We start from the raw sequence: 22,391 nt of genomic DNA, 5'->3' as shown, positions 1-22,391 counted from the left end.
CGCCGCTTTACGCGGCCACCTTGAAGCGCGATACGCCGGTGCGCAGACCGTTGGCGACATGCGTCAGGTCGTCGATGGCCTGAGTCGATTGACGCAACGACTCCGCCGTCTGCTGCGCGGCTTCCGACAATTGCGAGAGCGCCTGCGAAATCTGGTCCGCGCCGGCTGCCTGCGTCTGCATGCCTTCGTTGACCATCGACACGCGCGGCGCAAGCGTCTGCACTTGATGGATGATCTGCGACAGTTGCCCGCCCACTTGCTGCACGTCGAGCATGCCCCGCCGCACTTCCTCCGAGAACTTGTCCATGCCCATCACGCCCGCCGCGACGGAAGACTGAATCTCCTTGACCATTTGTTCGATATCGAAGGTCGCGACCGCGGTTTGATCCGCAAGACGCCGAATCTCGGTGGCCACCACCGCGAAGCCGCGTCCGTACTCGCCGGCTTTTTCCGCTTCTATGGCCGCGTTCAGCGAAAGCAGGTTCGTCTGGTCCGCCACCTTCGTGATGGTCGCGACGACCTGATTGATGTTGCCCGCCTTCTCGTTGAGGATCGCGAGCTTGCCGTTCACCGAACCGGCCGCTTCCATCACGTGCCGCATGGTTTCCTCCATGCGCGTGAGTCCGGCGTGACCCGTGCCCGCGAGCGTCGCCGACTGCTCCGCGACGCCCGACACTTCGTTCATCGTGCGTACGAGATCGCGCGCCGTCGCGAAGATCTCGCGTGACGTCGCGCCGATTTCCGTCGTGGTTGCCGCAGTCTCGCTCGCGGTCGCTTGCTGCTCGCGTGCGGTGGCGGCGATTTCGGAGACCGATGTCGTCACTTGCAGCGCAGACTTCTGCGCCTGCCCGACGAGCCCCGTGAGTTCGTCGGTCATGCGGTTGAAACCCGCTTCGAGCGTGCCGAACTCATCGGCGCGCGCGAGGTCGAGCCGCTGCGTGAAATCGCCCGTACGCATCTTGTCGACGACATCGACGAGACGCAGCATCGGCACGGTCAGCGCGCGCATTAGCAGAAAGCCGAGCACGGCGGCCGTGGCCAACGCCACCAGCATGATGACGACGAGCGTCGTCTCCGACTTGCCCACCGAATGACGGATGCTCTTGACCGAACTCGTGTTGCTCGCCTCGTTGTAGTCGACGAGCGCGCGCGCCGCGTTTTGCCCCGCTTCCCAGACTGGCGTCAGGCGCGTGTTGAACACCGTGGCGCCGGCTTGTTTCGAATCGATGAGACCGCGCAGCGCTTCGTCCTGCAGCGGCGCGTAGAGCGCGCGCTGATGCCTGAATTCGTCGAAGATGCGGCGCTCGTCTTCTTCGTGGACGGTCGGCGCGTAGTTCTCGATGAGCTTGTCGAGCGTCGCGCGCGTTTGCGTCAGACGGTCGCTATCGCGGCGAATGAGTGCCTCGTCGCTATCGGCGAAGACCAGGCGTTGCGTCACGGCGTAGCTTTCGAGCCAGGCCGCGCGCAGATCGTTGGACAGCGAAAGACCGACCATCGAATCTTCTTCGAGGCTTTTCGCCTCGCGGTCGATACCGCCGAGCAGCGTATAGGACAGCGCGGCCATGACCAGCATCAGGAAGAGAATGACGCCGAAACTCGCCAGTATGCGATGCCGGATGGACAGATGCTTCACGCGATGAACCCTCATGTGTAATCGATCGGCGCGGACCGTATGAAACCGCGTCGGAAGGCGTCACGAGCATTGAATCGTTTGCGGCGCGCGCGTTCTGACTGCGCGCGGCGTCCCACGCACCATGCACGGTATATGCCAGTGCAGTTGACTGGGTTAACGGCTGATAGCGGCGGCGCTTGAGGGGGAGGAATCGAGACGGATCATTTCGCCGTGTTTGAGCACGGTGAAGGAATCGGCGGGCAGGCCCGCGCGGCGCACGGCATCGGCGAGCCGGCGCGGCGGCTCGTCGAGCGGCTCGTCGGTGAGTTCGAACGTGCCCCAGTGGATGCCGATCGCCTTCTTCGCCTGCACGTCCTGGAAGATCCGCACGGCTTCTTCGGGGTCGACGTGCTGGCCGTGCATGAACCAGCGCGGGTCGTACGCGCCGATGGGAATGAGCGCAAGGTCGAAGCCGCCGAAGCGCGCGCCGATATCGCGAAAGTCCGGCGAATAGCCCGTGTCGCCCGCGAAGTAAAACGAAAACGGATGCGCCGCGCCCGCCGGCGTTTTCACCACCCAGCCGCCCCACAGCGTTTCCGCGCGATCGAAGGGCGTGCGCGCCGACCAGTGCTGGCTCGGCACGAACCAGATATCGAGGCCGGCAACATGGGTTTCGTCGCTCCAGTCGAGTTCTTCCGCGTTCTGGATGCCGTCGTCGTTCATCCACTTCTTCACGCCGAGCGGCACCAGAAAGCGCGGCGGGCCGCCCGCCTGCCGGTTGAGCGCTTCGACGCTCGCCTTATCCAGATGATCGTAGTGATTATGCGAAATCAGCACGATATCGATGTGCGGCAACTCGTCGAGTGTGAGACCGGGCGGCGTTTTGCGCTTCGGACCCGCGAACGAGAACGGCGACGCGCGTTCGGAGAACACCGGATCGGCGAGGATGTTCACGCCGTTGATTTGCAGCAGCGCGCTCGCGTGGCCGATCCACGTGAGCGTGTTCTCCGTGCGATTGGCCTTGAGCCAGGCGATGTCGGGATGCGCCATCGGAAACCGATATCCGTTCGCGGGCGGCTTGGGCAGACCCTGCCGCAAGCGCTCCCAGCGCCACTTCAGAAGCGACTCGTGCGGCAACTGGCCGTAGTCGTTCTCGAAACCGGACGCGGTGTGCTTTGCGTGATGCAACGGCTGCGGCTGGGTTTGCACATCGGTCTTCGCGGTGCTCGCGCTCGCTGCCTCCTCGCTCTGCGCGACCGTGTTGCCGGAGCAGCCGGCCAGCATGGCGAAGGCACATACGACGGCGCGCGGGCCGTGCTGTCCTGCATTGAACAGACTCGCGAGGATACGGCGCATGAGTTGACCGGTTGAGCGCATCGGGCTTTAAGCCAGGCCATGCGCGGTTGGCGGCTTCTTAGGCTTCGCTATGAATTAAGCACGCCGGGCAATTGATTCTACGGAATGTAGAAAAACTTGTCTTTTCGCTCGGGCAGGTGCTGTGTAGATGAAGCCGCATGTATTCGTCTGCCTTATCCCACAAGGCGGGACAACGAAATCGACAAAGTAGGCCCGCTTCTTGCAATAAACCGCTCCGAACGTCGGCACAGGCGTCACGAACAATCCAAATAGACCATCGGTGGCGCGCGCTCGTTTCTCATTTAGCAGTTCAGGACCGAGCGCGCCGTACACCGCACTTTCGAAACCGGGGGCCCGATGATGGGCAGTAAACAACGCAGTCACGCTGCACGCACGTTCAATCCGCAACTTTTCTCGATGCACGCCATGCTCGTGTCGCGCAGCGCCTCTCACGTGGCGAGCGCACTGCAGGAGCCCGGGCGCGATGCCGCGCTGGCCGAAGGCGTCGCGGATTTCATCGCCCATTGCGGCCATACGGGCCTCGGGCTCTTCCTCGCGGCAGTCTGGCATTGGCTCGATGAACGCGGCTACTACGACGCGGCCGAACGCGTGCAGCATTACATCGAAACCAGCAGCGTGCCGAAGGTGAAGGCGACGCCGCGTGCAATGCGTGGGCGCGACGCGCGGGTGTGAGGTGCCGTGTACGTTACGTTACGGGCAGACGACACATGGAACGTCCTGGCCGTAACGCTCAGGTTCCAAACCATCCCGCATCGACAAAATAATCGCGCCCCGTGCAGCGCGCCGCATCGTCGGATGCCAAAAAGAGCACCATCCGCGCGACGTGTTCCGGATCGATTCGCTCGTGCAGACACTGCTGCGCAAGAAGCGCGGCCTCGCTGTCGGGCGACTGCCACAGCTTCATTTGACGCGGCGTTCGCACGGCGCCCGGAATCACGGTATTCACGCGAATGCCGTGCGCGCCGAGATCGCGCGCCAATCCGCGCGTGAGGCCTTCGATAGCCGCCTTCGCCGTCATGTAGAGCGTGAGTTCCGGCAGCGCGAGATGCCACGAAATCGAACCCATGTTGATGATCGAGCCGCGCCGGTTCGCGCGCATGCTCTTGGCCGCCGCCTGCGCGCAAAAGAACAGATGCCGCAGATTCACGGCCATGCGCTCGTCCCAATACGCGGCGCTCACGTCGTCCCATCGATGGCGGTCGTCGTTGGCGGCGTTGTTGACGAGCGCATCGAGCGGTCCCGCCGCCGCGATCATGTCGTCGAATATGGCTTCGATGGCGGCCGTATCGCGCAGATCGCAACGGTAAAACTTCGGCGCGTGCTTTTCGTTGGCGAGCGCCTGTTCGAGTTCGCGCGCGTCGGTTTCGGCGACATCGATGAACGACACGCGCGCCCCTTGCTTCGCGAACGCCTCGACGATGGATGCGCCAATTCCGCTGCCGCCGCCCGTCACGACGACATGTCGGTCTACGAGGCTCGGATAGATTGCATAGGCCATGAGCGTATCCTCTTCAGTGCGAATGACGCGGATTGCCGCGCGTCTCGATCACCTTCAAATACAAGGTCGCGGGTTCGAGACACCCGCCCGTCGACAACTGCCCCACCGTCTGCCGATACAACTCCTGCCACGGCGTTTGCGCGGGCGGCGTGGCGAACGCGGCATGCGTGCGGCGGCTTTCGAGTTCGCCTTCCTCGATCAGCACGTTCACCGAACGCGCATTCAGGTCCACGCGAATCCGGTCGCCCGTGCGCAAGAGCGCGAGACCGCCGCCGACGGCCGCTTCCGGCGACATGTTGAGAATGGACGGACTCGCCGACGTGCCGCTTTGCCTGCCGTCGCCGAGACAAGGCAGGGAATCGACGCCGCGCTTGATCATTTCTGCAGGCGGCGCCATGTTGACCACTTCCGCGCTGCCCGGATAACCCACCGTGCCGCAGCCGCGAATCACGAGAATGCAATGCTCGTCGATGTTCAACGCGGGATCGTTGATGCGCCGATGGTAATCCTCCGGTCCATCGAAAACGATGGCGCGCGCTTCGAACACGTTCTCTTCGCCCGGCTTGCTGAGATAGGTCTTCGTGAAGGCCTCGCCGACCACGGACATCTTCATGATCGCGCTGTCGAAGAAATTGCCCGACAGGACCATGAAGCCCGCGCCGTGCTTGAGCGGATCGTCGGCCGTGCGGATGACTTCGCGGTCGGCAGCGGGCGCGTCGTCCGCGATTTCGCCGATGCTGCGGCCCGATACCGTCCGACACGCGCGCTCGATGAGACCGGCCGCATCGAGTTGCCTGAGCACGGCCGGCACCCCGCCCGAGCGATGAAAACTCTCGCCGAGATACTCTCCAGCAGGCATGCAGTTCACGATCAGCGGCACGTCTTCGCCATAACGCTGCCAATCCTCCAGACTCAATTCGATACCGATATGACGCGCAATCGCGATCAGATGCGGCGGGCAATTGGTCGATGCACCCAGCGCCGACGCCACGACGATCGCGTTCTCGAAAGCCTCACGCGTCATGATCTGCGATGGCCGCAAGTCCTCGCGCACCATGTCGACGATGCGCTTGCCCGTCGCATACGCCATCTGACCGCGCTCGCGATACGCGGCGGGAATGCTCGCGCAAGTCGGCAGCGACATGCCGAGCGCTTCGGCGAGGCTGTTCATGGAGAGCGCGGTGCCCATGGTGTTGCAATGGCCGATGGACGGCGACGATGCGGTCGTGAGTTGCATGAAGCCTTCGTAATCGATCTCGCCTGCCGCAAGCAGATTGCGTGCATGCCAGATGACCGTGCCCGAGCCGACGCGCTTGCCTTCGTACCAGCCGTCGAGCATCGGCCCGCCTGACAGCACGATGGCCGGCAGATCGACGGTCGCCGCTGCCATCAGACATGCGGGCGTGGTCTTGTCACAGCCGGTCGTGAGAACGACGCCATCGAGCGGGAAGCCGTGCAACACTTCGACGAGACCGAGATAGGCCAGGTTGCGATCGAGCGCGGCAGTCGGACGGCGGCTTTGCTCCGCGAGCGGATGCACGGGGAACTCCATGGGAATGCCGCCCGCATCGCGAATACCGGCTTTCGTGCGCTCGGCAAGCTCGATATGGTGGCGATTGCATGGCGCAAGATCGCTACCCGTCTGAGCGATACCGATGATCGGCCTGCCCGATTGCAGTTCCTCGCGCGTGAGGCCGTAGTTCATGAAGCGCTCGACATAGAGCGCGGTCATGTCGGCGTGCGAGGGATCGTCGAACCATTCCTGGCTACGTAGACGGCGAGTTGGATGCTGGGGCATGGGGTTGTCTCCGTGGTTTTCGATTGCGTTATGTTACCGGTAACACGGGCGGGTTGTTTATCGCAGCGTTCGAGTTACTTCGATATGCGCCTAGGCACTCTCGCGCGCCAATACCGAATAACCGACGCGTACCTTCTTGCCCATGCCCTCGATCACTCCGCGATCGCGCGCTTCGATCGCTTCGAGCAGCGTCGCGCCCGTGCGCGAACCGATGCCGTAAGCATCGACGGAAACGGTTGTGATCGACGGCGTGCAGCACATGGCGACCTCGAAGTTGCCGAAGCCCGCAATGGCGATGTCCTGCGGCACGCGAAGCCCGCGCCTGTGGCATTCCATTATCGCGCCGAACGCGGACATGTCGCTCACGCACATCACGGCTTGCGTATCCGGCCATGCTTCGAGCAGCGCGGCCATCGCAGGGCCGCCGTGGCTCATCGTGATCGGCGAGTCGCCTAGCCGGATGACGCGGGTATCGTCGAGACCGAACGCCTTCATCTGCGAACGAAAGCCCTTGAGCCGGTCGAGGCCGCGCCTGTCCAACTCACTCGCGCCACCGAGAAATCCGATGCGTTGATGGCCGCGTTCCGCGAGATGACGCACCATCGCGCGCGCGGCGCTGACGTTGGAGAAACCGACGGCGGAATCAATTGGCTCGGCGGGCGCATCCCACATTTCCACGACGGGCACGCCTGAGCGGCGCAACAAAACGCGGGCAGCGTCCGTGTGACGCGAGCCGGTCAGAGCGATGGCGCGTGGTTGATGACGCAGCATCGAACGCACGATGCGTTCTTCGCGCTGCAAGTCGTAGTCGGTATCGCCGATCAGCAGTTGCAAGCCATGCGGTTCGAGCGACGCGGACAGACCGCGCACCGTATCGGAGAAGTTGGAGCTTGCGAGCGACGGCACGAGCACGGCAACGAATTCCGACCGCCCGGATGAAAGCGCACCGGCGGCGGCATCCGCTACATAACCGAGTTCTTCGATGGCTTTCTGCACGCGCTCACGAGTCGCCAGGGCGACGCTGTGTCCCGCGAGCACGCGCGATACCGTCATTTTCGACACGCCCGCGAGCGCCGCTACATCGGACATGCGTGGCGGACCCGAGGGCGCGTCGTCGCTCGGCCTGGCTTGCGCGAAGTTCCTCAATCCACGCGCACCCAGCCATCGGTACGCTGTTCGAGCGTGACGTGCAGCTTGGTCTCGCCCGCTTCGCGATCGGCGGCGGTCAGGTCGGGGAAAGCGCGCTTGATGTCGCGGTCGTCGACCCACGACGCGGGATTATCGAGCTTATAGGTGTAGGTGACGTCCGAACGATGCGCGGTGGGATCAGGCTCTGTCCAACTGACGACCTTGTCGAGCTTGACGTGCGCGTAGCACAGCATCCAGACACGGGAATCGCTGGTGGCGTTCGGGTCGCCAGCCGGACGCGTGGTTTCAACCGCGTACTTTTGCCCTTCGCCCGTCAGGCTATATGCAATGCCATTTTGCTTGGCATTGGCATTGGCGGGCGTCGCCGCGGAGCGCGCGATAAGGCCGCTTTTTTCGAGCGCCGCGAGTTGCTCACGCAGCGCGGCGCCGGAATATTCGTTGAGATCGCGACTCGTATAGGCCGATGGAAATGTGTACGGGCCACGTCCACTGCGATTCAGACACAGAAGCCCGCGATCTGTTTTCATATCGGCGGAAATGGCGTCGCCCAGACTGGACTCGCTCGCATCGTTCTTCTTGCCGCAGGCTGCGAATAGCAGCGAGACGCTCACGGCGGCGATCAACAGACTCGTTCTCATATGCGCTCCAGAGGTCAGCCTAATCGTTCGGCATGGACAACCTTGCGTTGCCATTCTACCGACAGAATCACAGCCTTCGAAGCTTATAACGTGCCTGACTCTAATGGATGCGTTGACGTCGTGTTTTCTCGCGCCCAAACGCCGCAAAAACGCAAAAACCCCACCTGGTTTGGGGGTGGGGTTTTTGTTGCTGCATGAGGAGCCTGACGATTACCTACTTTCACACGGGAGATCCGCACTATCATCGGCGTGGAGTCGTTTCACGGTCCTGTTCGGGATGGGAAGGGGTGGTACCAACTCGCTGTGGTCATCAGGCATGACTTGTTGTCGTGCGCCGGGTGGGCACACAACCAATCCGGGAAGAAGCAGTAAATGTTGGGTGGCGATTGTCGCACACGCATAACTCGCCAGTGGTTCAAACACACTGGTTATAGGATCAAGCCTTACGGGCAATTAGTATCAGTTAGCTCAATGCATTACTGCACTTACACACCTGACCTATCAACGTCCTGGTCTAGAACGACCCTTCAAGGGGCTCGAAGCCCCGGGGATATCTCATCTTAAGGCGAGTTTCCCGCTTAGATGCTTTCAGCGGTTATCTCTTCCGAACATAGCTACCCGGCGATGCCACTGGCGTGACAACCGGTACACCAGAGGTTCGTCCACTCCGGTCCTCTCGTACTAGGAGCAGCCCCCTTCAAATATCCAACGCCCACGGCAGATAGGGACCAAACTGTCTCACGACGTTTTAAACCCAGCTCACGTACCTCTTTAAATGGCGAACAGCCATACCCTTGGGACCGGCTACAGCCCCAGGATGAGATGAGCCGACATCGAGGTGCCAAACACCGCCGTCGATATGAACTCTTGGGCGGTATCAGCCTGTTATCCCCAGAGTACCTTTTATCCGTTGAGCGATGGCCCTTCCATACAGAACCACCGGATCACTATGACCTGCTTTCGCACCTGCTCGACTTGTCGGTCTCGCAGTTAAGCACGCTTATGCCATTGCACTATCAGCACGATTTCCGACCGTACCTAGCGTACCTTCGTACTCCTCCGTTACACTTTGGGAGGAGACCGCCCCAGTCAAACTGCCTACCATGCACTGTCCCCGATCCAGATCATGGACCAAGGTTAGAACCTCAAACAAACCAGGGTGGTATTTCAAGGACGGCTCCACCGAAACTAGCGTTCCGGTTTCATAGCCTCCCACCTATCCTACACAGATCGGTTCAAAGTCCAATGCAAAGCTACAGTAAAGGTTCATGGGGTCTTTCCGTCTAGCCGCGGGGAGATTGCATCATCACAAACACTTCAACTTCGCTGAGTCTCGGGAGGAGACAGTGTGGCCATCGTTACGCCATTCGTGCAGGTCGGAACTTACCCGACAAGGAATTTCGCTACCTTAGGACCGTTATAGTTACGGCCGCCGTTTACCGGGACTTCAATCAAGAGCTTGCACCCCATCATTTAATCTTCCGGCACCGGGCAGGCGTCACACCCTATACGTCCACTTTCGTGTTTGCAGAGTGCTGTGTTTTTATTAAACAGTCGCAGCCACCAGTTTATTGCAACCTCTTCACCCTTCCAGCGCAGGCTGGTTAAGCTACAGAGGCGTACCTTATCCCGAAGTTACGGTACCAATTTGCCGAGTTCCTTCTCCCGAGTTCTCTCAAGCGCCTTAGAATACTCATCTCGCCCACCTGTGTCGGTTTGCGGTACGGTCACTATTAGACTGAAGCTTAGAGGCTTTTCTTGGAACCACTTCCAATTGCTTCGCTTCCGAGGAAGCTCGCGCCACACCCTTGAATCCTGTGCCCGGATTTGCCTGAGCACCTTCTCCAATGCAGCGACCGGGACGTCCAACACCCGGACAACCTTCCGCGATCCGTCCCCCCATCGCATCTAACAATGGTGCAGGAATATTGACCTGCTTCCCATCAGCTACGCATTTCTGCCTCGCCTTAGGGGCCGACTCACCCTACGCCGATGAACGTTGCGTAGGAAACCTTGGGCTTACGGCGAGGGGGCTTTTCACCCCCTTTATCGCTACTCATGTCAGCATTCGCACTTCCGATACCTCCAGCACGCTTTTCAACGCACCTTCGCAGGCTTACGGAACGCTCTCCTACCATGCATATAAATATGCATCCGCAGCTTCGGTGACTGGCTTGAGCCCCGTTACATCTTCCGCGCAGGACGACTCGATCAGTGAGCTATTACGCTTTCTTTAAAGGGTGGCTGCTTCTAAGCCAACCTCCTGACTGTTTTTGCCTTCCCACTTCGTTTCCCACTTAGCCAATCTTTGGGACCTTAGCTGGCGGTCTGGGTTGTTTCCCTCTTGACACCGGACGTTAGCACCCGATGTCTGTCTCCCGTGATTGCACTCTTCGGTATTCGGAGTTTGCTATGGCGTAGTAATCCGCAATGGACCCCACAACCATGACAGTGCTCTACCCCCGAAGGTGATACACGAGGCACTACCTAAATAGTTTTCGGAGAGAACCAGCTATTTCCAAGTTTGTTTAGCCTTTCACCCCTATCCACAGCTCATCCCCTAACTTTTCAACGTTAGTGGGTTCGGTCCTCCAGTACGTGTTACCGCACCTTCAACCTGGCCATGGATAGATCACTTGGTTTCGGGTCTACGCCCAGCAACTGATCGCCCTATTCGGACTCGCTTTCGCTACGCCTGCCTTAATCAGTTAAGCTCGCTACTGAACGTAAGTCGCTGACCCATTATACAAAAGGTACGCCGTCACCCCTTGCGAGGCTCCGACTGTTTGTATGCATGCGGTTTCAGGATCTATTTCACTCCCCTCCCGGGGTTCTTTTCGCCTTTCCCTCACGGTACTGGTTCACTATCGGTCGATCACGAGTATTTAGCCTTGGAGGATGGTCCCCCCATCTTCAGACAGGATTTCACGTGTCCCGCCCTACTTGTCGTACCCCTAGTTCTTCCACGCTGTTTTCGCTTACAGGGCTATCACCTGCTATGGCCGCACTTTCCAGAGCGTTCAGCTAACAACACAGATAAAGAGTACAGGCTGATCCCATTTCGCTCGCCACTACTCTGGGAATCTCGGTTGATTTCTTTTCCTGCGGTTACTTAGATGTTTCAGTTCACCGCGTTCGCTTCACTAAGCCTATGGATTCAGCTTAGGATGACCCATTCGGGCCGGGTTTCCCCATTCGGATATCGGTGGATCAAAGCTCGTTTGCCAGCTCCCCACCGCTTTTCGCAGGCTACCGCGTCCTTCATCGCCTGTGATCGCCAAGGCATCCACCACATGCACTTGTTCGCTTGACCCTATAACGAGTGTGTCTGCCAGCATTGCTGCCTTTAAGCCCACCGTCATAGGTTGAGTATTCGCGTTGTGCCGTATTCCAAAGCAATCTTTCGATCACCTTTTCATACTTGATACAATCACAACCCTGATTACCCTACTCACACCCATCTCTAAGTGCTTTCGAATAATCTCTTTACTACTTCTTCCAGATTGTTAAAGAACGACAGCCGATAGCGTGATCAAATTCAATCACCTACCCGTGCTGACTGGCTCAATCGCCAATGCGCAACGTTGAACCCCGCGTTCAGCGCTGTGCATTGAGGATTGGTGGAGGATGACGGGATCGAACCGACGACCCCCTGCTTGCAAAGCAGGTGCTCTCCCAGCTGAGCTAATCCCCCCGTGTGTGCCTGACTCAGTCTGCTCGCTTGGTCGTTTTAAGCACCGCTTGCCCGGGTGGTGGGTCTGGTTGGATTCGAACCAACGACCCCCGCCTTATCAAGACGGTGCTCTAACCGACTGAGCTACAGACCCTTAGCCTGTCTTTCTGACAGCCGATAAGCGTGAACACTTGAGTGGGCGAGCGTTTAAGCTCGAGAAAGGAGGTGATCCAGCCGCACCTTCCGATACGGCTACCTTGTTACGACTTCACCCCAGTCATGAATCCTACCGTGGTGACCGTCCTCCTTGCGGTTAGACTAGCCACTTCTGGTAAAACCCACTCCCATGGTGTGACGGGCGGTGTGTACAAGACCCGGGAACGTATTCACCGCGGCATGCTGATCCGCGATTACTAGCGATTCCAGCTTCACGCAGTCGAGTTGCAGACTGCGATCCGGACTACGATCGGTTTTCTGGGATTGGCTCCACCTCGCGGCTTGGCAACCCTCTGTTCCGACCATTGTATGACGTGTGAAGCCCTACCCATAAGGGCCATGAGGACTTGACGTCATCCCCACCTTCCTCCGGTTTGTCACCGGCAGTCTCCCTAGAGTGCTCTTGCGTAGCAACTAAGGACAAGGGTTGCGCTCGTTGCGGGACTTAACCCAACATCTCACGACACGAGCTGACGACAGCCATGCAGCACCTGTGCGACGATTCTCTTTCGAGCACCCCAAGCTCTCACCCGGGTTTCGTCCATGTCAAGGGTAGGTAAGGTTTTTCGCGTTGCATCGAATTAATCCACATCATCCACCGCTTGTGCGGGTCCCCGTCAATTCCTTTGAGTTTTAATCTTGCGACCGTACTCCCCAGGCGGTCAACTTCACGCGTTAGCTACGTTACTAAGGAAATGAATCCCCAACAACTAGTTGACATCGTTTAGGGCGTGGACTACCAGGGTATCTAATCCTGTTTGCTCCCCACGCTTTCGTGCATGAGCGTCAGTATTGGCCCAGGGGGCTGCCTTCGCCATCGGTATTCCTCCACATCTCTACGCATTTCACTGCTACACGTGGAATTCTACCCCCCTCTGCCATACTCTAGCCTGCCAGTCACCAATGCAGTTCCCAGGTTAAGCCCGGGGATTTCACATCGGTCTTAACAGACCGCCTGCGCACGCTTTACGCCCAGTAATTCCGATTAACGCTCGCACCCTACGTATTACCGCGGCTGCTGGCACGTAGTTAGCCGGTGCTTATTCTTCCGGTACCGTCATCCCCACCCGGTATTAACAGGCAGGTTTTCTTTCCGGACAAAAGTGCTTTACAACCCGAAGGCCTTCTTCACACACGCGGCATTGCTGGATCAGGGTTGCCCCCATTGTCCAAAATTCCCCACTGCTGCCTCCCGTAGGAGTCTGGGCCGTGTCTCAGTCCCAGTGTGGCTGGTCGTCCTCTCAGACCAGCTACAGATCGTCGCCTTGGTAGGCCTTTACCCCACCAACTAGCTAATCTGCCATCGGCCGCCCCTATAGCGCGAGGTCCCGAAGGATCCCCCGCTTTCTTCCGTAGATCGTATGCGGTATTAATCCGGCTTTCGCCGGGCTATCCCCCACTACAGGACACGTTCCGATGTATTACTCACCCGTTCGCCACTCGCCACCAGGGTTGCCCCCGTGCTGCCGTTCGACTTGCATGTGTAAGGCATGCCGCCAGCGTTCAATCTGAGCCAGGATCAAACTCTTCAGTTCAATGCCTGTTACTGTTTTCGGTTGTTTTACCAACCGGTCGCTCACTCAACGTACTGACGATGATCAATCCGTCTTTCGACAGATAAACCTTCCTCTAATACTGTGTGAGACTTGATAACTTTCGCTAAACGTCCCAACCCCGAAAGGTCAGAACCGCTCGCGCCATCAAGTGCCCACACTTATCGGCTGTTAGTTTTTAAAGAGCATTGCGCTTTGATCGCTTCGCTTGTCTGCTTGCTTTCTTGCGCGCCGTCATTCAACGGGAGGCGAATTATGACTGGCGAAAGACAGCATGGCAACCCCCTTTTCGAAAATAATTTTCGGGCAGCCACTAAGCGATGTTTGCAGCCTTTAGCAAGTTATTCGAAAGACAAAAGCAAAGTGCATGGCTAGTCGGCTTCGAAAGCTAACTTCCAAAGAACGGAACGCAAAAGTCCGCAGGGCCGACACAAGCATTCGACGATGACGATGACGACGGCGACGACGACCCAGCCCAACGATGCACAGTCCCTGACGCCGCGCCGCTCTCATGCATGCCGCCGTATGCCTCATTCGTTTCATTGGTGTTCTGCTGCGCGGCGACCTTTGCTTCCGCAGCCTGAATGTCGGCCGGATAGTTCGTACTGTCGCCCGATCCAACTGAATAACCCGCTTGCTCGATCTGCACGAGCTCGGCTTTCACCTGCGAGCGCGTGAGCGGTTCGCTCGACCCTTGAGCAAAGGAAAGCGCAGGCGCAGCGACAACGACAACGACGAGCGACACGACAACCTTGGCGATGATGTTCATGATGCAAGACTCCGGCAAGAATGGGTTTGGCTGGATCGATGACGACCCAGGAACCTCATCGAACACGCTCGACTCTCTTGAATCTTCGAGCGCTGAGGCTTCAATTCGTAAACCCGCCCATGCCGGAATCTATTCCCATCGTCCTGCTAAAAACTCAAGCGCGATCAACGCGTCTCTGGAACAAGGTGCACGCGCTTCTCGGTCGCGGCCTCGACGGCCTTACGCGAATAGAGCAGCGGGAAGTAGTCGCCATCGAGCCACATCTGCGCGAGATCGCGGTAATGCGGGCTATCCGGATCGCCCGATTCGCCCGGCAGATTCACCGCGCGCGATGCATCCCAATTGCCGACATCGACGATCACGCGAAACGATGGTCCATTGGTCTCGCGGAAATCGCTTGCGCGATACGTCGATTGATTCGGCGTATAAGCACTGCCGCCCTTGCCCATGGGCCCGACGTTGAGCTTTGCGCGCGTGTCGGCATCGACGGCATCGGCCAGTGGATGCGCGTTGAGATTGGTTTGAAGCCCGCCCCACTGCCAGCGCGTGGCGTCGTTGCCTTGCAAGCGCGACATCTCCGCATAAGCGTCGCGCAGGCTCGACAGCAACACGGCATCGCGTTTCGCCTCAGCGTTGTCACCGAAACGCGCGGCCGGATGTTCGAGCGAGTCGAGCATCACGGCCGTGTCCGGCGCACCGAATGAAGCCGCCGCGTCCTTCGGCAAGACAGCTTGCTTGAATGCGCGGCCGAGATGTCGCGAGAGCCAGACCTCTTCGAGCGCGGCCTGTGCCGAATCGGCGCGCATATGCGCATCCCAGCCCTTGAGCATGCCGAGTGCCGCGCGCGTGTCGGCATCGTCGCCGGAAAGAGGCTGCAACAACGCGACGAGACGACGTGCGGGTATCGACACATCATCGTTTTGCAAGCGCTCGGAATCTTCGATCGATACCTTGTCTAGCGACTTCAACACTTCGTCGATACGCTGATGCCGCGAGCCGTTGGTCCATTCGAATCCGAGCTTGCGTTCGGCATAGGGATAGCCCGCCGGCAGATTCATTTCATTCGATGTAGTGAAGTAACCTTGCGACGGGTTATAGACCGAAGGCATTGCGTCGCGCGGCCAAAACCCGGACCATTCATAGCGGCCATCGCCGGGAACGGGCATGAGGCCATCCCAGTTCGGACGAACAGGCGCAAGGCCGCTTGGCACCCAAGCAATGTTGCCTTGCGTGTCCGCATAGACCTGATTCACCGTGGGCGCGCCCCAGGTCGCAAGCGACGACTTGAACTGCGCATAGTTCTTCGCGCGCATGTAGCGCATGGAATCGAAGTAAGGCGACATACCCGGCGAGAGCCATGCGGTACGCACGGCGAATGCGCGATGCTTGCTGTCTTCCGTGTAGATGACGGGACCATGACGCGTGAACAGTAGGTCCGCTTTGACGGGCGCCGCGCCGCGTACGTTGATCGTCTCGTGCACGACATGCATCGGCTCCCATTCACCTTTGTAGCGGTACTGCCGCGCATCGGCGGGGTTCAACTCGTAGACGTAGAGATCTTCCTGATCGATGTTGAAGATCGTGAGACCGTACGCAATGGACCCGTTATGACCAATGGATATGCCCGGCGAGGAAGGCTCGCCGCCACCGATGATATCGAGCGTCGGCGTGCTGATCTGCTGGATATAGCGCAGGCTCGGCGCGGCATAAGCGCGATGCGGATCGTTCGCCATGATCGCGCGGCCCGTCGCCGATTTGCCCGGCGCGACCACCCAGTTGTTGCTGCCCTCGGTGATTTCCTCGGGATTGTCGGCAGCGGCCATCATCGAAGTCGATGCATCCGCGCTCTTGAGCGATTCCTTCGTCACGCGCACGCCTTGCGTCGCCAGCGTGAAGACCTTGAGAACATCGTCGGGCAGGCATGGATCGAGACCCGCGGGCATCTGCGGCTTCCACTGTGGCTGCAAACCGAAGCGCACCGCATCGGCATCGAGCGAACTCTTGCATGCGACGCGCGCACGCGCCACTTCGCTCGTCAAATTACGCGTCAGGCCATGACTGCGGATACGCACGACATCGTCCGCGCCCCACTTCGCGGGCCAGTAACCGACTTTGCGAAACTCATAAGGCATGCGGTCCGGATGTGCGGCAAGCCAGTCGATATACGCGTTGACGCCTGCTGCAAAGCGCGTCGCGGCCGGCTTGGCATCGGGTCCATAGCGCTTCCATTCGGTCTCCATGTCGCCGCGATAGAGAAAGAGCCGCGTGGCCTTGTCCTGCTCGACATACGCGGGCCCGAAGACTTCGGCGAGTTCGCCAAGCCCGCGACGACGCCATAGATCGATCTGGAACAGACGATCGCGCGCGGCGTTGAAGCCTTGCACGAAGAACGCGTCGCTGTCGTTGGCCGCGTAGATATGCGGCACGCCCCAGCGATCCACCAGGAGGTCCGAAGGCTCGGAAAGTCCTGCCACGGTGATCGTTTCGGTGGGGGTATCGTCCGCGAGGGCGGATTGAATGGGAAATGAGGCGAGCAATGCAGCGCTGAGCAGCGCGGAAATAAGGCGTCTTGCTGGCATGTAACCGTCTCCTGTCGACAAGAGCCGGCAATACACGCCTCCGACTCAAGTCTCATGCGAAGCTATTGTTGGATTTTGCGCACGACGCGTGACCATGCGTCGATTCCGCGACCGCTCGAACGTCGTATGAGACGTGACGATGAATCGCGCACGCAACCCGAAGCCTATCGCAAAGGAGAAACTCATGCCCGACGAAACTCTCGACCCGGTTGAAGTCGCGCGACGTCTTTATAAAGCGTATGTGAGGAAGGATCGTGCCGCTATCGAAGCGCTCATCGCGAAAGACTTCCATTTCACGAGTCCTCGCGATAACCGTCTCGACCGCGCGACTTACTTCGCGCGTTGCTGGCCGAACGCGAACGCAATCGTCACCTTCGACCTCGTTCATATGAAACAGGACGGCGAACATGTGTTCGTCACGTACGATGCGCGCATGCTCGACGGCAAGGCCTTTCGCAACTCGGAGATTCTCTCGATACGAGCCGGCAAGCTGCACGACGCGCAGGTATTCTTCGGCTGGACGCTGCCGCACGAAGCGCCCGAAGGCGATTCGATTACGGCATGATTCCTCGTTCATTGCCGCATCTCGCCGAGCGCGGCCGCGATCTGCCGGCTCATCTGCGCGAGCGCGCGGCTATGCGCCGCGGCGATGGCGGCGAAACCATCGCCTTTCGTGTTTTCGTGCACGAGCGTGTGCCCGTCGAAATGCGACACACCATCGGGGGCGCGAAGGCTCCAGAGGGCATCGAGCGTGACGGAATCGTCGATGACGGATTCGAAATGCATCACATCGACGCGTAGCTGATAGGTCTTGATATCCGCACTCGGCGGATAAATCGACACATTATCCACGCCAAGCACGCGCGACAAATCCGCCGCCAACGTACGCGCGATATTCTCTTTCAACGGCTCGCCCCAGCGCGCGTACTCGTTCACAGTCACTTCGTTCGGCATGGTTCGCGTGATCATTTGCGGCTTGTCGACAAGGTCGGGAACCGTCACGGACCCCACGGTCACGCGAACGGGCCTGACATTCGCGGCGGGTTGCAGTGTGGCTTCGGGACTTAACGTATAGAACGCGGCCTTGGGCGACGCACCACACGCACCGACCATGACGATGAGCGCTGGAACGAAGAAACGGTATATCACCTTTTATCCTCCGGCTTGCCGCGCAGAATCGCTTCCGGATGCTGTTCGAGATACTCCGCGAGATTGCGGAATGCAGCGGCCGTGCGCGACAACTCACGCATGGTTTCGGCGGTGCTGGTCTGCAACGGCGAGTCGCTCTGCAACGCGCGGCTCGTCGCGCCGAGCGCATCGCGTGCAGCCGCGAGCGTTGCCTTCGCTTGTGGCGCGACGTCGGTGTCGAGCGTTTTGATAAGCACCTGCGCCTGTTTGAGCGTATCGCGCAGGTCATTGCTGATCCCTTCGATCGGAATCTTGTTGAACTTCGCCACGAGTGCCTGCACGGAGTCCTGCAATGACTGCAAGCCGCCCGGCACGGTCGGAATTTCCGGCGGATCGCCGCTTGTGTCCATCTTTTCTTTCGGCGTGTTCGGGAAGAAATCGACCGCGATATAGCGCTGCCCCGTCAGGATGCTACCGGTACGCAATTGCCCGCGAAAGCCGTGCTCGACCATGTATTCCAAGAGCTGATGCCGGTCGGGCACGAGACGTCCCGTCTTGTCGCCTGCCCGTATGCGCATGGTGAAGCGTTCCGGATAGAAGTTCACGCGTACCGGGATGCTGAATTCCCGCCGCACCGGATCGTATTGCGTATTGATCGCCGTCACTTCGCCGAGCACGATACCGCGAAAATCCACTTCCGCGCCGACCGACAGACCGCGCACCGATTCCTTGAAATTGAACACGTAGGTATCGACGATACGATCATGCCGCTTCATTGCTTCGGGGCGTGTTCCGAAGAGCTGGAACACGCTGCTCGCAGGCGCTTCCGCCAGATCCTGATGATTCGAGCTATCGGCGAGCTCTTTCAAGGGCGCCGGCGTTTCGAATGCGAGCCCGCCCACGAGTATCGCGACGAGCGATTCCGTGTCCATCTTCACACCGGTCGAATCGAGCTTGACGTCCACGCCGCTCGCCTGCCAGAAGCGCGTATCGAGCTTGACGTACTTGTCGTAAGGGGCGTTGACGAAAATGTGGATGGTCACGCCCATGCCGTCCGCATCGAGCTCATAGGCGGTCACCTGTCCCACCTGGAGACGCCTGAAGTAGATCGGTGCACCGGCATCGAGCGAACCCATGGTCGGGCTCTTCAACACGAACTCGCGCCCCGGCACGTCCGCCGTGATGACAGGCGGCGATTCGAGCCCGGTATAGTCGTGACGCTTCGCGCTCTTCACGCCCACATCCACGCCGATGAACGCGCCTCCGATCAACGTGCCGAGGCCCGACACCGTGCCGCCTGAAATGCGCGGGCGCACGACCCAGAAGCGTGTGTCGTCGACGAGCATGTGTTCCGCATCCTTCGCCATTTCCGCCGATGCGATCACGCGCTTGTGATCCGGCGCGAGCACCACGCTCTTGACCGTGCCGATATCCACGTTCTTGTACTTGAGCTTGGTCTTGCCCGCTTCGAGCCCCTCGCCCGTGTTGAAAGTAATGGTGATCGTCGGACCTTTCTCGAGGATGGCCTGCACCGCGAGCCATCCGCCGATCAGCACCGCGATGAACGGCACGAGCCAGATCAGCGAAATGCCGAAGCGCGGGCGGCGGGCGGGCAAGGCTTCGGGAAATTCATCCGGAGGCGCTCGCTTGATATCGGGAGGTTCAGCCATGTCCTTGGTCCGCGGCGTCCCAGATGAGACGCGGGTCGAATGCCATTGCCGCGAACATCGTCAGCACGACGACTCCACCGAAAGCAATGGCGGCGGCGCCCGCGCGTATCGTCGCCAGCGCATTGAACTGCACGAGCGCGACGAGCACGGTGATCACGTAAATATCGAGCATCGACCAGCGACCGACGAACTCGACGATGCGATAGATCTTCGTACGCCGCGCGGGCAGCCAGCGCGAGCGCATCTGCGTGCTGACGACGAGCATGAGCAGCGCGAGTATCTTGAGCATGGGCACGGCAATGCTCGCGATGAACACCAGCACCGCGAGTGGCCATGAACCCGAAGTCCACAGATACGCGACACCGCTCATGATGGTGTCCTTCTGCGCGCCGAAGAGCGAACTCGTATCCATCACGGGCAGCACGTTGGCGGGAACGTAGAGCACCATCGCGGCGATCAGCAGCGCCCACGTTCGCTCGATGCTGTCGGGCTTGCGAAAGTGCAGCCGTGCATGACAACGCGGACAGTTTCCGTCGTGTGCATGCGGCGGCGCCTTGGAAACGAGCGCGCAATCGTGACAGACGAAGAAGCCCGCTTGTTTCGCGGTGCGCGCGTGGCCGCGATAAGCAGGGGCATCGGCGAGGCTGCTTTTGTAGATCAATGCCCATGCCTCGCGCGGATCGAACGATGCCGAAGCGCCCGAGATCAGCAGCATGACGCCGCCGAATGCAAAGAGCGCAAGGCCAGGCACGACACTCGCGATATGCGCAAGTTTCACGAGCGCCACGAGAAAGCCGAGGATCAGCACCTCGGTCATGCCCCACGGCCGCACCGTATGCAACGCGCGAAAGGCGGCACGTCCGGCACGCGGCGCGTAGCCCCTGCTCAGTGGAACGAGCAGCCACGCCATGGCGCACATCTCGGCAAGCGGCATGATGAACGTGGTCGCGAGCACGAGCCCCGCGATGGGCCACATGCCATCGGCGTAAAGCACACGCACCGCGCCGAGCAGGGTGGTTTGAACCACCGTGCCGCTCACTTCGAGTCCCACGATAGGAAACGCATTGGCGATGCAGAACATCGTGAGGGCGGCGAGCGTGCAGGCAAGCGCGCGATTCAGTCCATCGGGACGATTGCGATACAGCGGCGCGCCGCAACGTGCACAGCGCGCGACGCCGCCTCTTTGCAGCACGGTTTCATGTTGCAGGAGATCGCATTCGTGACAGGCGATCAAACGCATGTTGGCGCGCGCGTTCATGGCGATGGCTCGTCCTTCGCATCGCGTTTGACCACCGCGCCGCGCGTGTCGTAGACCACTGCCGTGCGTTGCTCGGCTTCCGCGACCCAGCCGCCGCCCATCGCCTTGTAGAGCGAAACCATGGCATTGAGCGCGGCGGCCTGCGTCTGCGTATAGCTCAACTGCGACTGGAAGAGGCTGCGTTCCGCATCAAGCACTTCGATATAGCTCGTGTAGCCACCCTCGTAACGCAGCCGCGCGAGATTGGCATAGGTACGCAAGGCATCGACCTGACGGCCCTGCACATCGCGTGCTTCGCGGCTCTTGGTTAGCGTGATGAGACTGTCGTCGACATCCTGAAACGCCACTTGAATCGCTTTTTCATAGGAGAAAAGCGCTTGTTGCTGCTGCGCCTCCGCCGCCTTTACTTGTCCGCTGATCGCTCCGCCCGTGAAGATGGGCTGCGTCACGGCACCCGCGAACGACCACACGCGCGCCGCTCCCGTGAAGAGTTGCGAGAATTGCGTGCTTGCAGTGCCGAAGAGGCCCGTGAGCGATATCGACGGAAAATACAGCGCCCGCGCCGCGCCAATCTGCGCATTCGCCGCGATCAGGTTCTGCTCCGCCTGACGCAGATCCGGCCGCTGCGTGAGCAACTCCGAGGGCAGACCTTCTGGGACTTGCGGCGTGGCCAGATCGTCGAGTTCGCGGTCGCGTGCGATGCCTTGCGGATTACGGCCCAGCAGAATGGACAACGCGTTTTCTTGCGTGGCGATCTGCTGTTCGAGTTGCGGAATCGTCGCGAGCGCGGCCTGATACTCCGACTGCGACTGCGCCAGTTCCATCTGCGAGACTTCGCCGTATTGAAAGCGCAGGCCGAACACGATCACGGACTCCTGCCGGCTCTTGACCGTGGCTCGCGCAATATCGAGTTGCCGGTCGAGCGAAACGAGCGTGATGTAGGTCGATGCCACCGAAGCCACCAACGACAAAATAGTCGCTCGGCGGCCTTCCTCACTTGCAAGCAGACTAGCGCGTGCGCTTTCCGTCTGACGCCGCAAGCGCCCGAACACGTCTATTTCCCACGAAGCATTCAACGCGAGCTGATACTGATTGATGACCGTGCCTACGCCCGGCGGCAATTGCGCGGACCCGATGGGTAAGCGCTCGCGCTCGGCATTCGCGCCCAATCCCACTTGCGGAAACAGCTGCGAACGCGTGACTTGAAATTGCCCGAGGAATTCATGGACGCGCGCCGCCGCGATCTTCACATCCTTGTTCTCCTGCAACGCAATGGCGATCAACTGATTCAACGCGGGGTCCTGAAATTGCTCCCACCATGCCGTGTTGGCGATCTCGTTCGATTGCTGTGCGGCGAAGCGAAAGCTATCGGGCGTTTCGATGGCGGGACGCTCGTAATTCGGCCCGAGCAGACAACCGCCGAGCATCGACGACACGATCAGCACGATCACACGCGATGACGGTTTCATGGCT

Annotated in this window: 14 protein-coding genes, 2 tRNA genes and 3 rRNA genes; 2 read left to right on the top strand and 17 right to left on the bottom strand. The window is 59.9% G+C overall.

The genetic code is table 11. From position 1 onward, the window contains the following. Nucleotides 1-7: 7 nt before the first annotated feature. Nucleotides 8-1,648 carry a methyl-accepting chemotaxis protein gene (locus P9292_RS15375; protein WP_250466572.1) on the bottom strand — a complete coding sequence of 547 codons (1,641 nt, stop codon included), beginning with the start codon at nt 1,646-1,648 and terminating at the stop codon, nt 8-10. Nucleotides 1,649-1,786: 138 nt separating this feature from the next. After that, entirely contained in the window at nt 1,787-2,896 is a 1,110-nt protein-coding gene (locus tag P9292_RS15370; protein ID WP_409015382.1) for an MBL fold metallo-hydrolase, read from the bottom strand. 429 nt (nt 2,897-3,325) lie between these two features. Between P9292_RS15370 and P9292_RS15365 the strand changes: the two genes are divergently transcribed. Then, complete coding sequence (locus P9292_RS15365; RefSeq protein ID WP_244828716.1) at nt 3,326-3,661, top strand: hypothetical protein; 336 nt, start codon at nt 3,326-3,328, stop codon at nt 3,659-3,661. 58 nt (nt 3,662-3,719) lie between these two features. On the opposite strand, the gene P9292_RS15360 is transcribed toward P9292_RS15365, so the two are convergent. From P9292_RS15360 to P9292_RS15310, 11 genes are all read right to left on the bottom strand, one after another. After that, nucleotides 3,720-4,487: an SDR family oxidoreductase gene (locus P9292_RS15360; RefSeq protein ID WP_309959862.1), complete on the bottom strand. Its 768-nt coding sequence runs from the start codon at nt 4,485-4,487 to the stop codon at nt 3,720-3,722. A gap of 13 nt (nt 4,488-4,500) precedes the next feature. Then, nucleotides 4,501-6,285: an IlvD/Edd family dehydratase gene (locus P9292_RS15355; RefSeq protein ID WP_250466567.1), complete on the bottom strand. Its 1,785-nt coding sequence runs from the start codon at nt 6,283-6,285 to the stop codon at nt 4,501-4,503. Nucleotides 6,286-6,375: 90 nt separating this feature from the next. Further along, a complete protein-coding gene (locus P9292_RS15350; RefSeq protein WP_309959860.1) occupies nt 6,376-7,374 on the bottom strand; it encodes a LacI family DNA-binding transcriptional regulator in 999 nt (332 codons plus the stop codon). 53 nt (nt 7,375-7,427) lie between these two features. Further along, a complete protein-coding gene (locus tag P9292_RS15345; protein WP_250466566.1) occupies nt 7,428-8,072 on the bottom strand; it encodes a hypothetical protein in 645 nt (214 codons plus the stop codon). Between the two features lie 201 nt (nt 8,073-8,273). After that, a 5S ribosomal RNA gene (gene rrf, locus P9292_RS15340) occupies nt 8,274-8,387 on the bottom strand. Between the two features lie 117 nt (nt 8,388-8,504). Then, nucleotides 8,505-11,385 (bottom strand): 23S ribosomal RNA (locus P9292_RS15335). A gap of 305 nt (nt 11,386-11,690) precedes the next feature. Continuing rightward, nucleotides 11,691-11,766: transfer RNA gene (locus tag P9292_RS15330), tRNA-Ala, on the bottom strand. 56 nt (nt 11,767-11,822) lie between these two features. Then, a tRNA-Ile gene (locus P9292_RS15325) sits at nt 11,823-11,899 on the bottom strand. 64 nt (nt 11,900-11,963) lie between these two features. After that, a 16S ribosomal RNA gene (locus tag P9292_RS15320) occupies nt 11,964-13,496 on the bottom strand. The 16S, 23S and 5S rRNA genes sit together here with 2 tRNA genes alongside, the layout of an rRNA operon. Before the next feature lie 406 nt (nt 13,497-13,902). Next, on the bottom strand, nt 13,903-14,283 hold the full coding sequence (locus tag P9292_RS15315) for a DUF4148 domain-containing protein (protein ID WP_309959858.1): 381 nt from the start codon (nt 14,281-14,283) through the stop codon (nt 13,903-13,905). A gap of 164 nt (nt 14,284-14,447) precedes the next feature. Next, a complete protein-coding gene (locus P9292_RS15310) occupies nt 14,448-16,862 on the bottom strand; it encodes a penicillin acylase family protein (protein WP_309959856.1) in 2,415 nt (804 codons plus the stop codon). A 184-nt stretch (nt 16,863-17,046) separates the two neighbouring features. Between P9292_RS15310 and P9292_RS15305 the strand changes: the two genes are divergently transcribed. Beyond that, complete coding sequence (locus P9292_RS15305) at nt 17,047-17,427, top strand: nuclear transport factor 2 family protein (protein WP_309959854.1); 381 nt, start codon at nt 17,047-17,049, stop codon at nt 17,425-17,427. A gap of 8 nt (nt 17,428-17,435) precedes the next feature. On the opposite strand, the gene P9292_RS15300 is transcribed toward P9292_RS15305, so the two are convergent. Genes P9292_RS15300 through P9292_RS15285 form a run of 4 tightly spaced genes read right to left on the bottom strand, consistent with a single transcriptional unit; the run spans nt 17,436 to nt 22,387 of the window. Beyond that, on the bottom strand, nt 17,436-18,011 hold the full coding sequence (locus tag P9292_RS15300; RefSeq protein WP_309959852.1) for a PqiC family protein: 576 nt from the start codon (nt 18,009-18,011) through the stop codon (nt 17,436-17,438). Next, the gene (locus P9292_RS15295) at nt 18,008-19,660 is read right to left on the bottom strand and encodes an MlaD family protein (RefSeq protein WP_309959850.1); all 1,653 of its coding nucleotides are present in this window, start codon (nt 19,658-19,660) and stop codon (nt 18,008-18,010) included. Before P9292_RS15295 ends, P9292_RS15300 begins: the two co-directional genes overlap by 4 nt. Beyond that, nucleotides 19,653-20,918: a paraquat-inducible protein A gene (locus P9292_RS15290; protein ID WP_250526980.1), complete on the bottom strand. Its 1,266-nt coding sequence runs from the start codon at nt 20,916-20,918 to the stop codon at nt 19,653-19,655. Before P9292_RS15290 ends, P9292_RS15295 begins: the two co-directional genes overlap by 8 nt. After that, entirely contained in the window at nt 20,915-22,387 is a 1,473-nt protein-coding gene (locus P9292_RS15285; protein WP_309964048.1) for an efflux transporter outer membrane subunit, read from the bottom strand. The genes P9292_RS15290 and P9292_RS15285 overlap by 4 nt, the downstream gene beginning before the upstream one ends. Nucleotides 22,388-22,391: the final 4 nt, after the last annotated feature.

The sequence above is a fragment of the Caballeronia sp. LZ001 genome (genome assembly GCF_031450875.1).
Classification (GTDB): Bacteria; Pseudomonadota; Gammaproteobacteria; order Burkholderiales; family Burkholderiaceae; genus Caballeronia.
Note: the sequence above shows the minus strand (reverse complement) of the source record. Positions and strands in the feature narration are given on the sequence as shown.

Bases quoted from the DNA above. Each gene is read 5' to 3' on its own strand.
- P9292_RS15375 (WP_250466572.1), bottom strand. From the start codon at position 1,648: ATGAGGGTTCATCGCGTGAAGCATCTGTCCATCCGGCATCGCATACTG.
- P9292_RS15310 (WP_309959856.1), bottom strand. From the start codon at position 16,862: ATGCCAGCAAGACGCCTTATTTCCGCGCTGCTCAGCGCTGCATTGCTC.
- P9292_RS15365 (WP_244828716.1), top strand. From the start codon at position 3,326: ATGATGGGCAGTAAACAACGCAGTCACGCTGCACGCACGTTCAATCCG.
- P9292_RS15360 (WP_309959862.1), bottom strand. From the start codon at position 4,487: ATGGCCTATGCAATCTATCCGAGCCTCGTAGACCGACATGTCGTCGTG.
- P9292_RS15305 (WP_309959854.1), top strand. From the start codon at position 17,047: ATGCCCGACGAAACTCTCGACCCGGTTGAAGTCGCGCGACGTCTTTAT.
- P9292_RS15345 (WP_250466566.1), bottom strand. From the start codon at position 8,072: ATGAGAACGAGTCTGTTGATCGCCGCCGTGAGCGTCTCGCTGCTATTC.
- P9292_RS15295 (WP_309959850.1), bottom strand. From the start codon at position 19,660: ATGGCTGAACCTCCCGATATCAAGCGAGCGCCTCCGGATGAATTTCCC.
- P9292_RS15355 (WP_250466567.1), bottom strand. From the start codon at position 6,285: ATGCCCCAGCATCCAACTCGCCGTCTACGTAGCCAGGAATGGTTCGAC.
- P9292_RS15350 (WP_309959860.1), bottom strand. From the start codon at position 7,374: ATGTCCGATGTAGCGGCGCTCGCGGGCGTGTCGAAAATGACGGTATCG.
- P9292_RS15315 (WP_309959858.1), bottom strand. From the start codon at position 14,283: ATGAACATCATCGCCAAGGTTGTCGTGTCGCTCGTCGTTGTCGTTGTC.
- P9292_RS15290 (WP_250526980.1), bottom strand. From the start codon at position 20,918: ATGAACGCGCGCGCCAACATGCGTTTGATCGCCTGTCACGAATGCGAT.
- P9292_RS15285 (WP_309964048.1), bottom strand. From the start codon at position 22,387: ATGAAACCGTCATCGCGTGTGATCGTGCTGATCGTGTCGTCGATGCTC.
- P9292_RS15370 (WP_409015382.1), bottom strand. From the start codon at position 2,896: ATGCTGGCCGGCTGCTCCGGCAACACGGTCGCGCAGAGCGAGGAGGCA.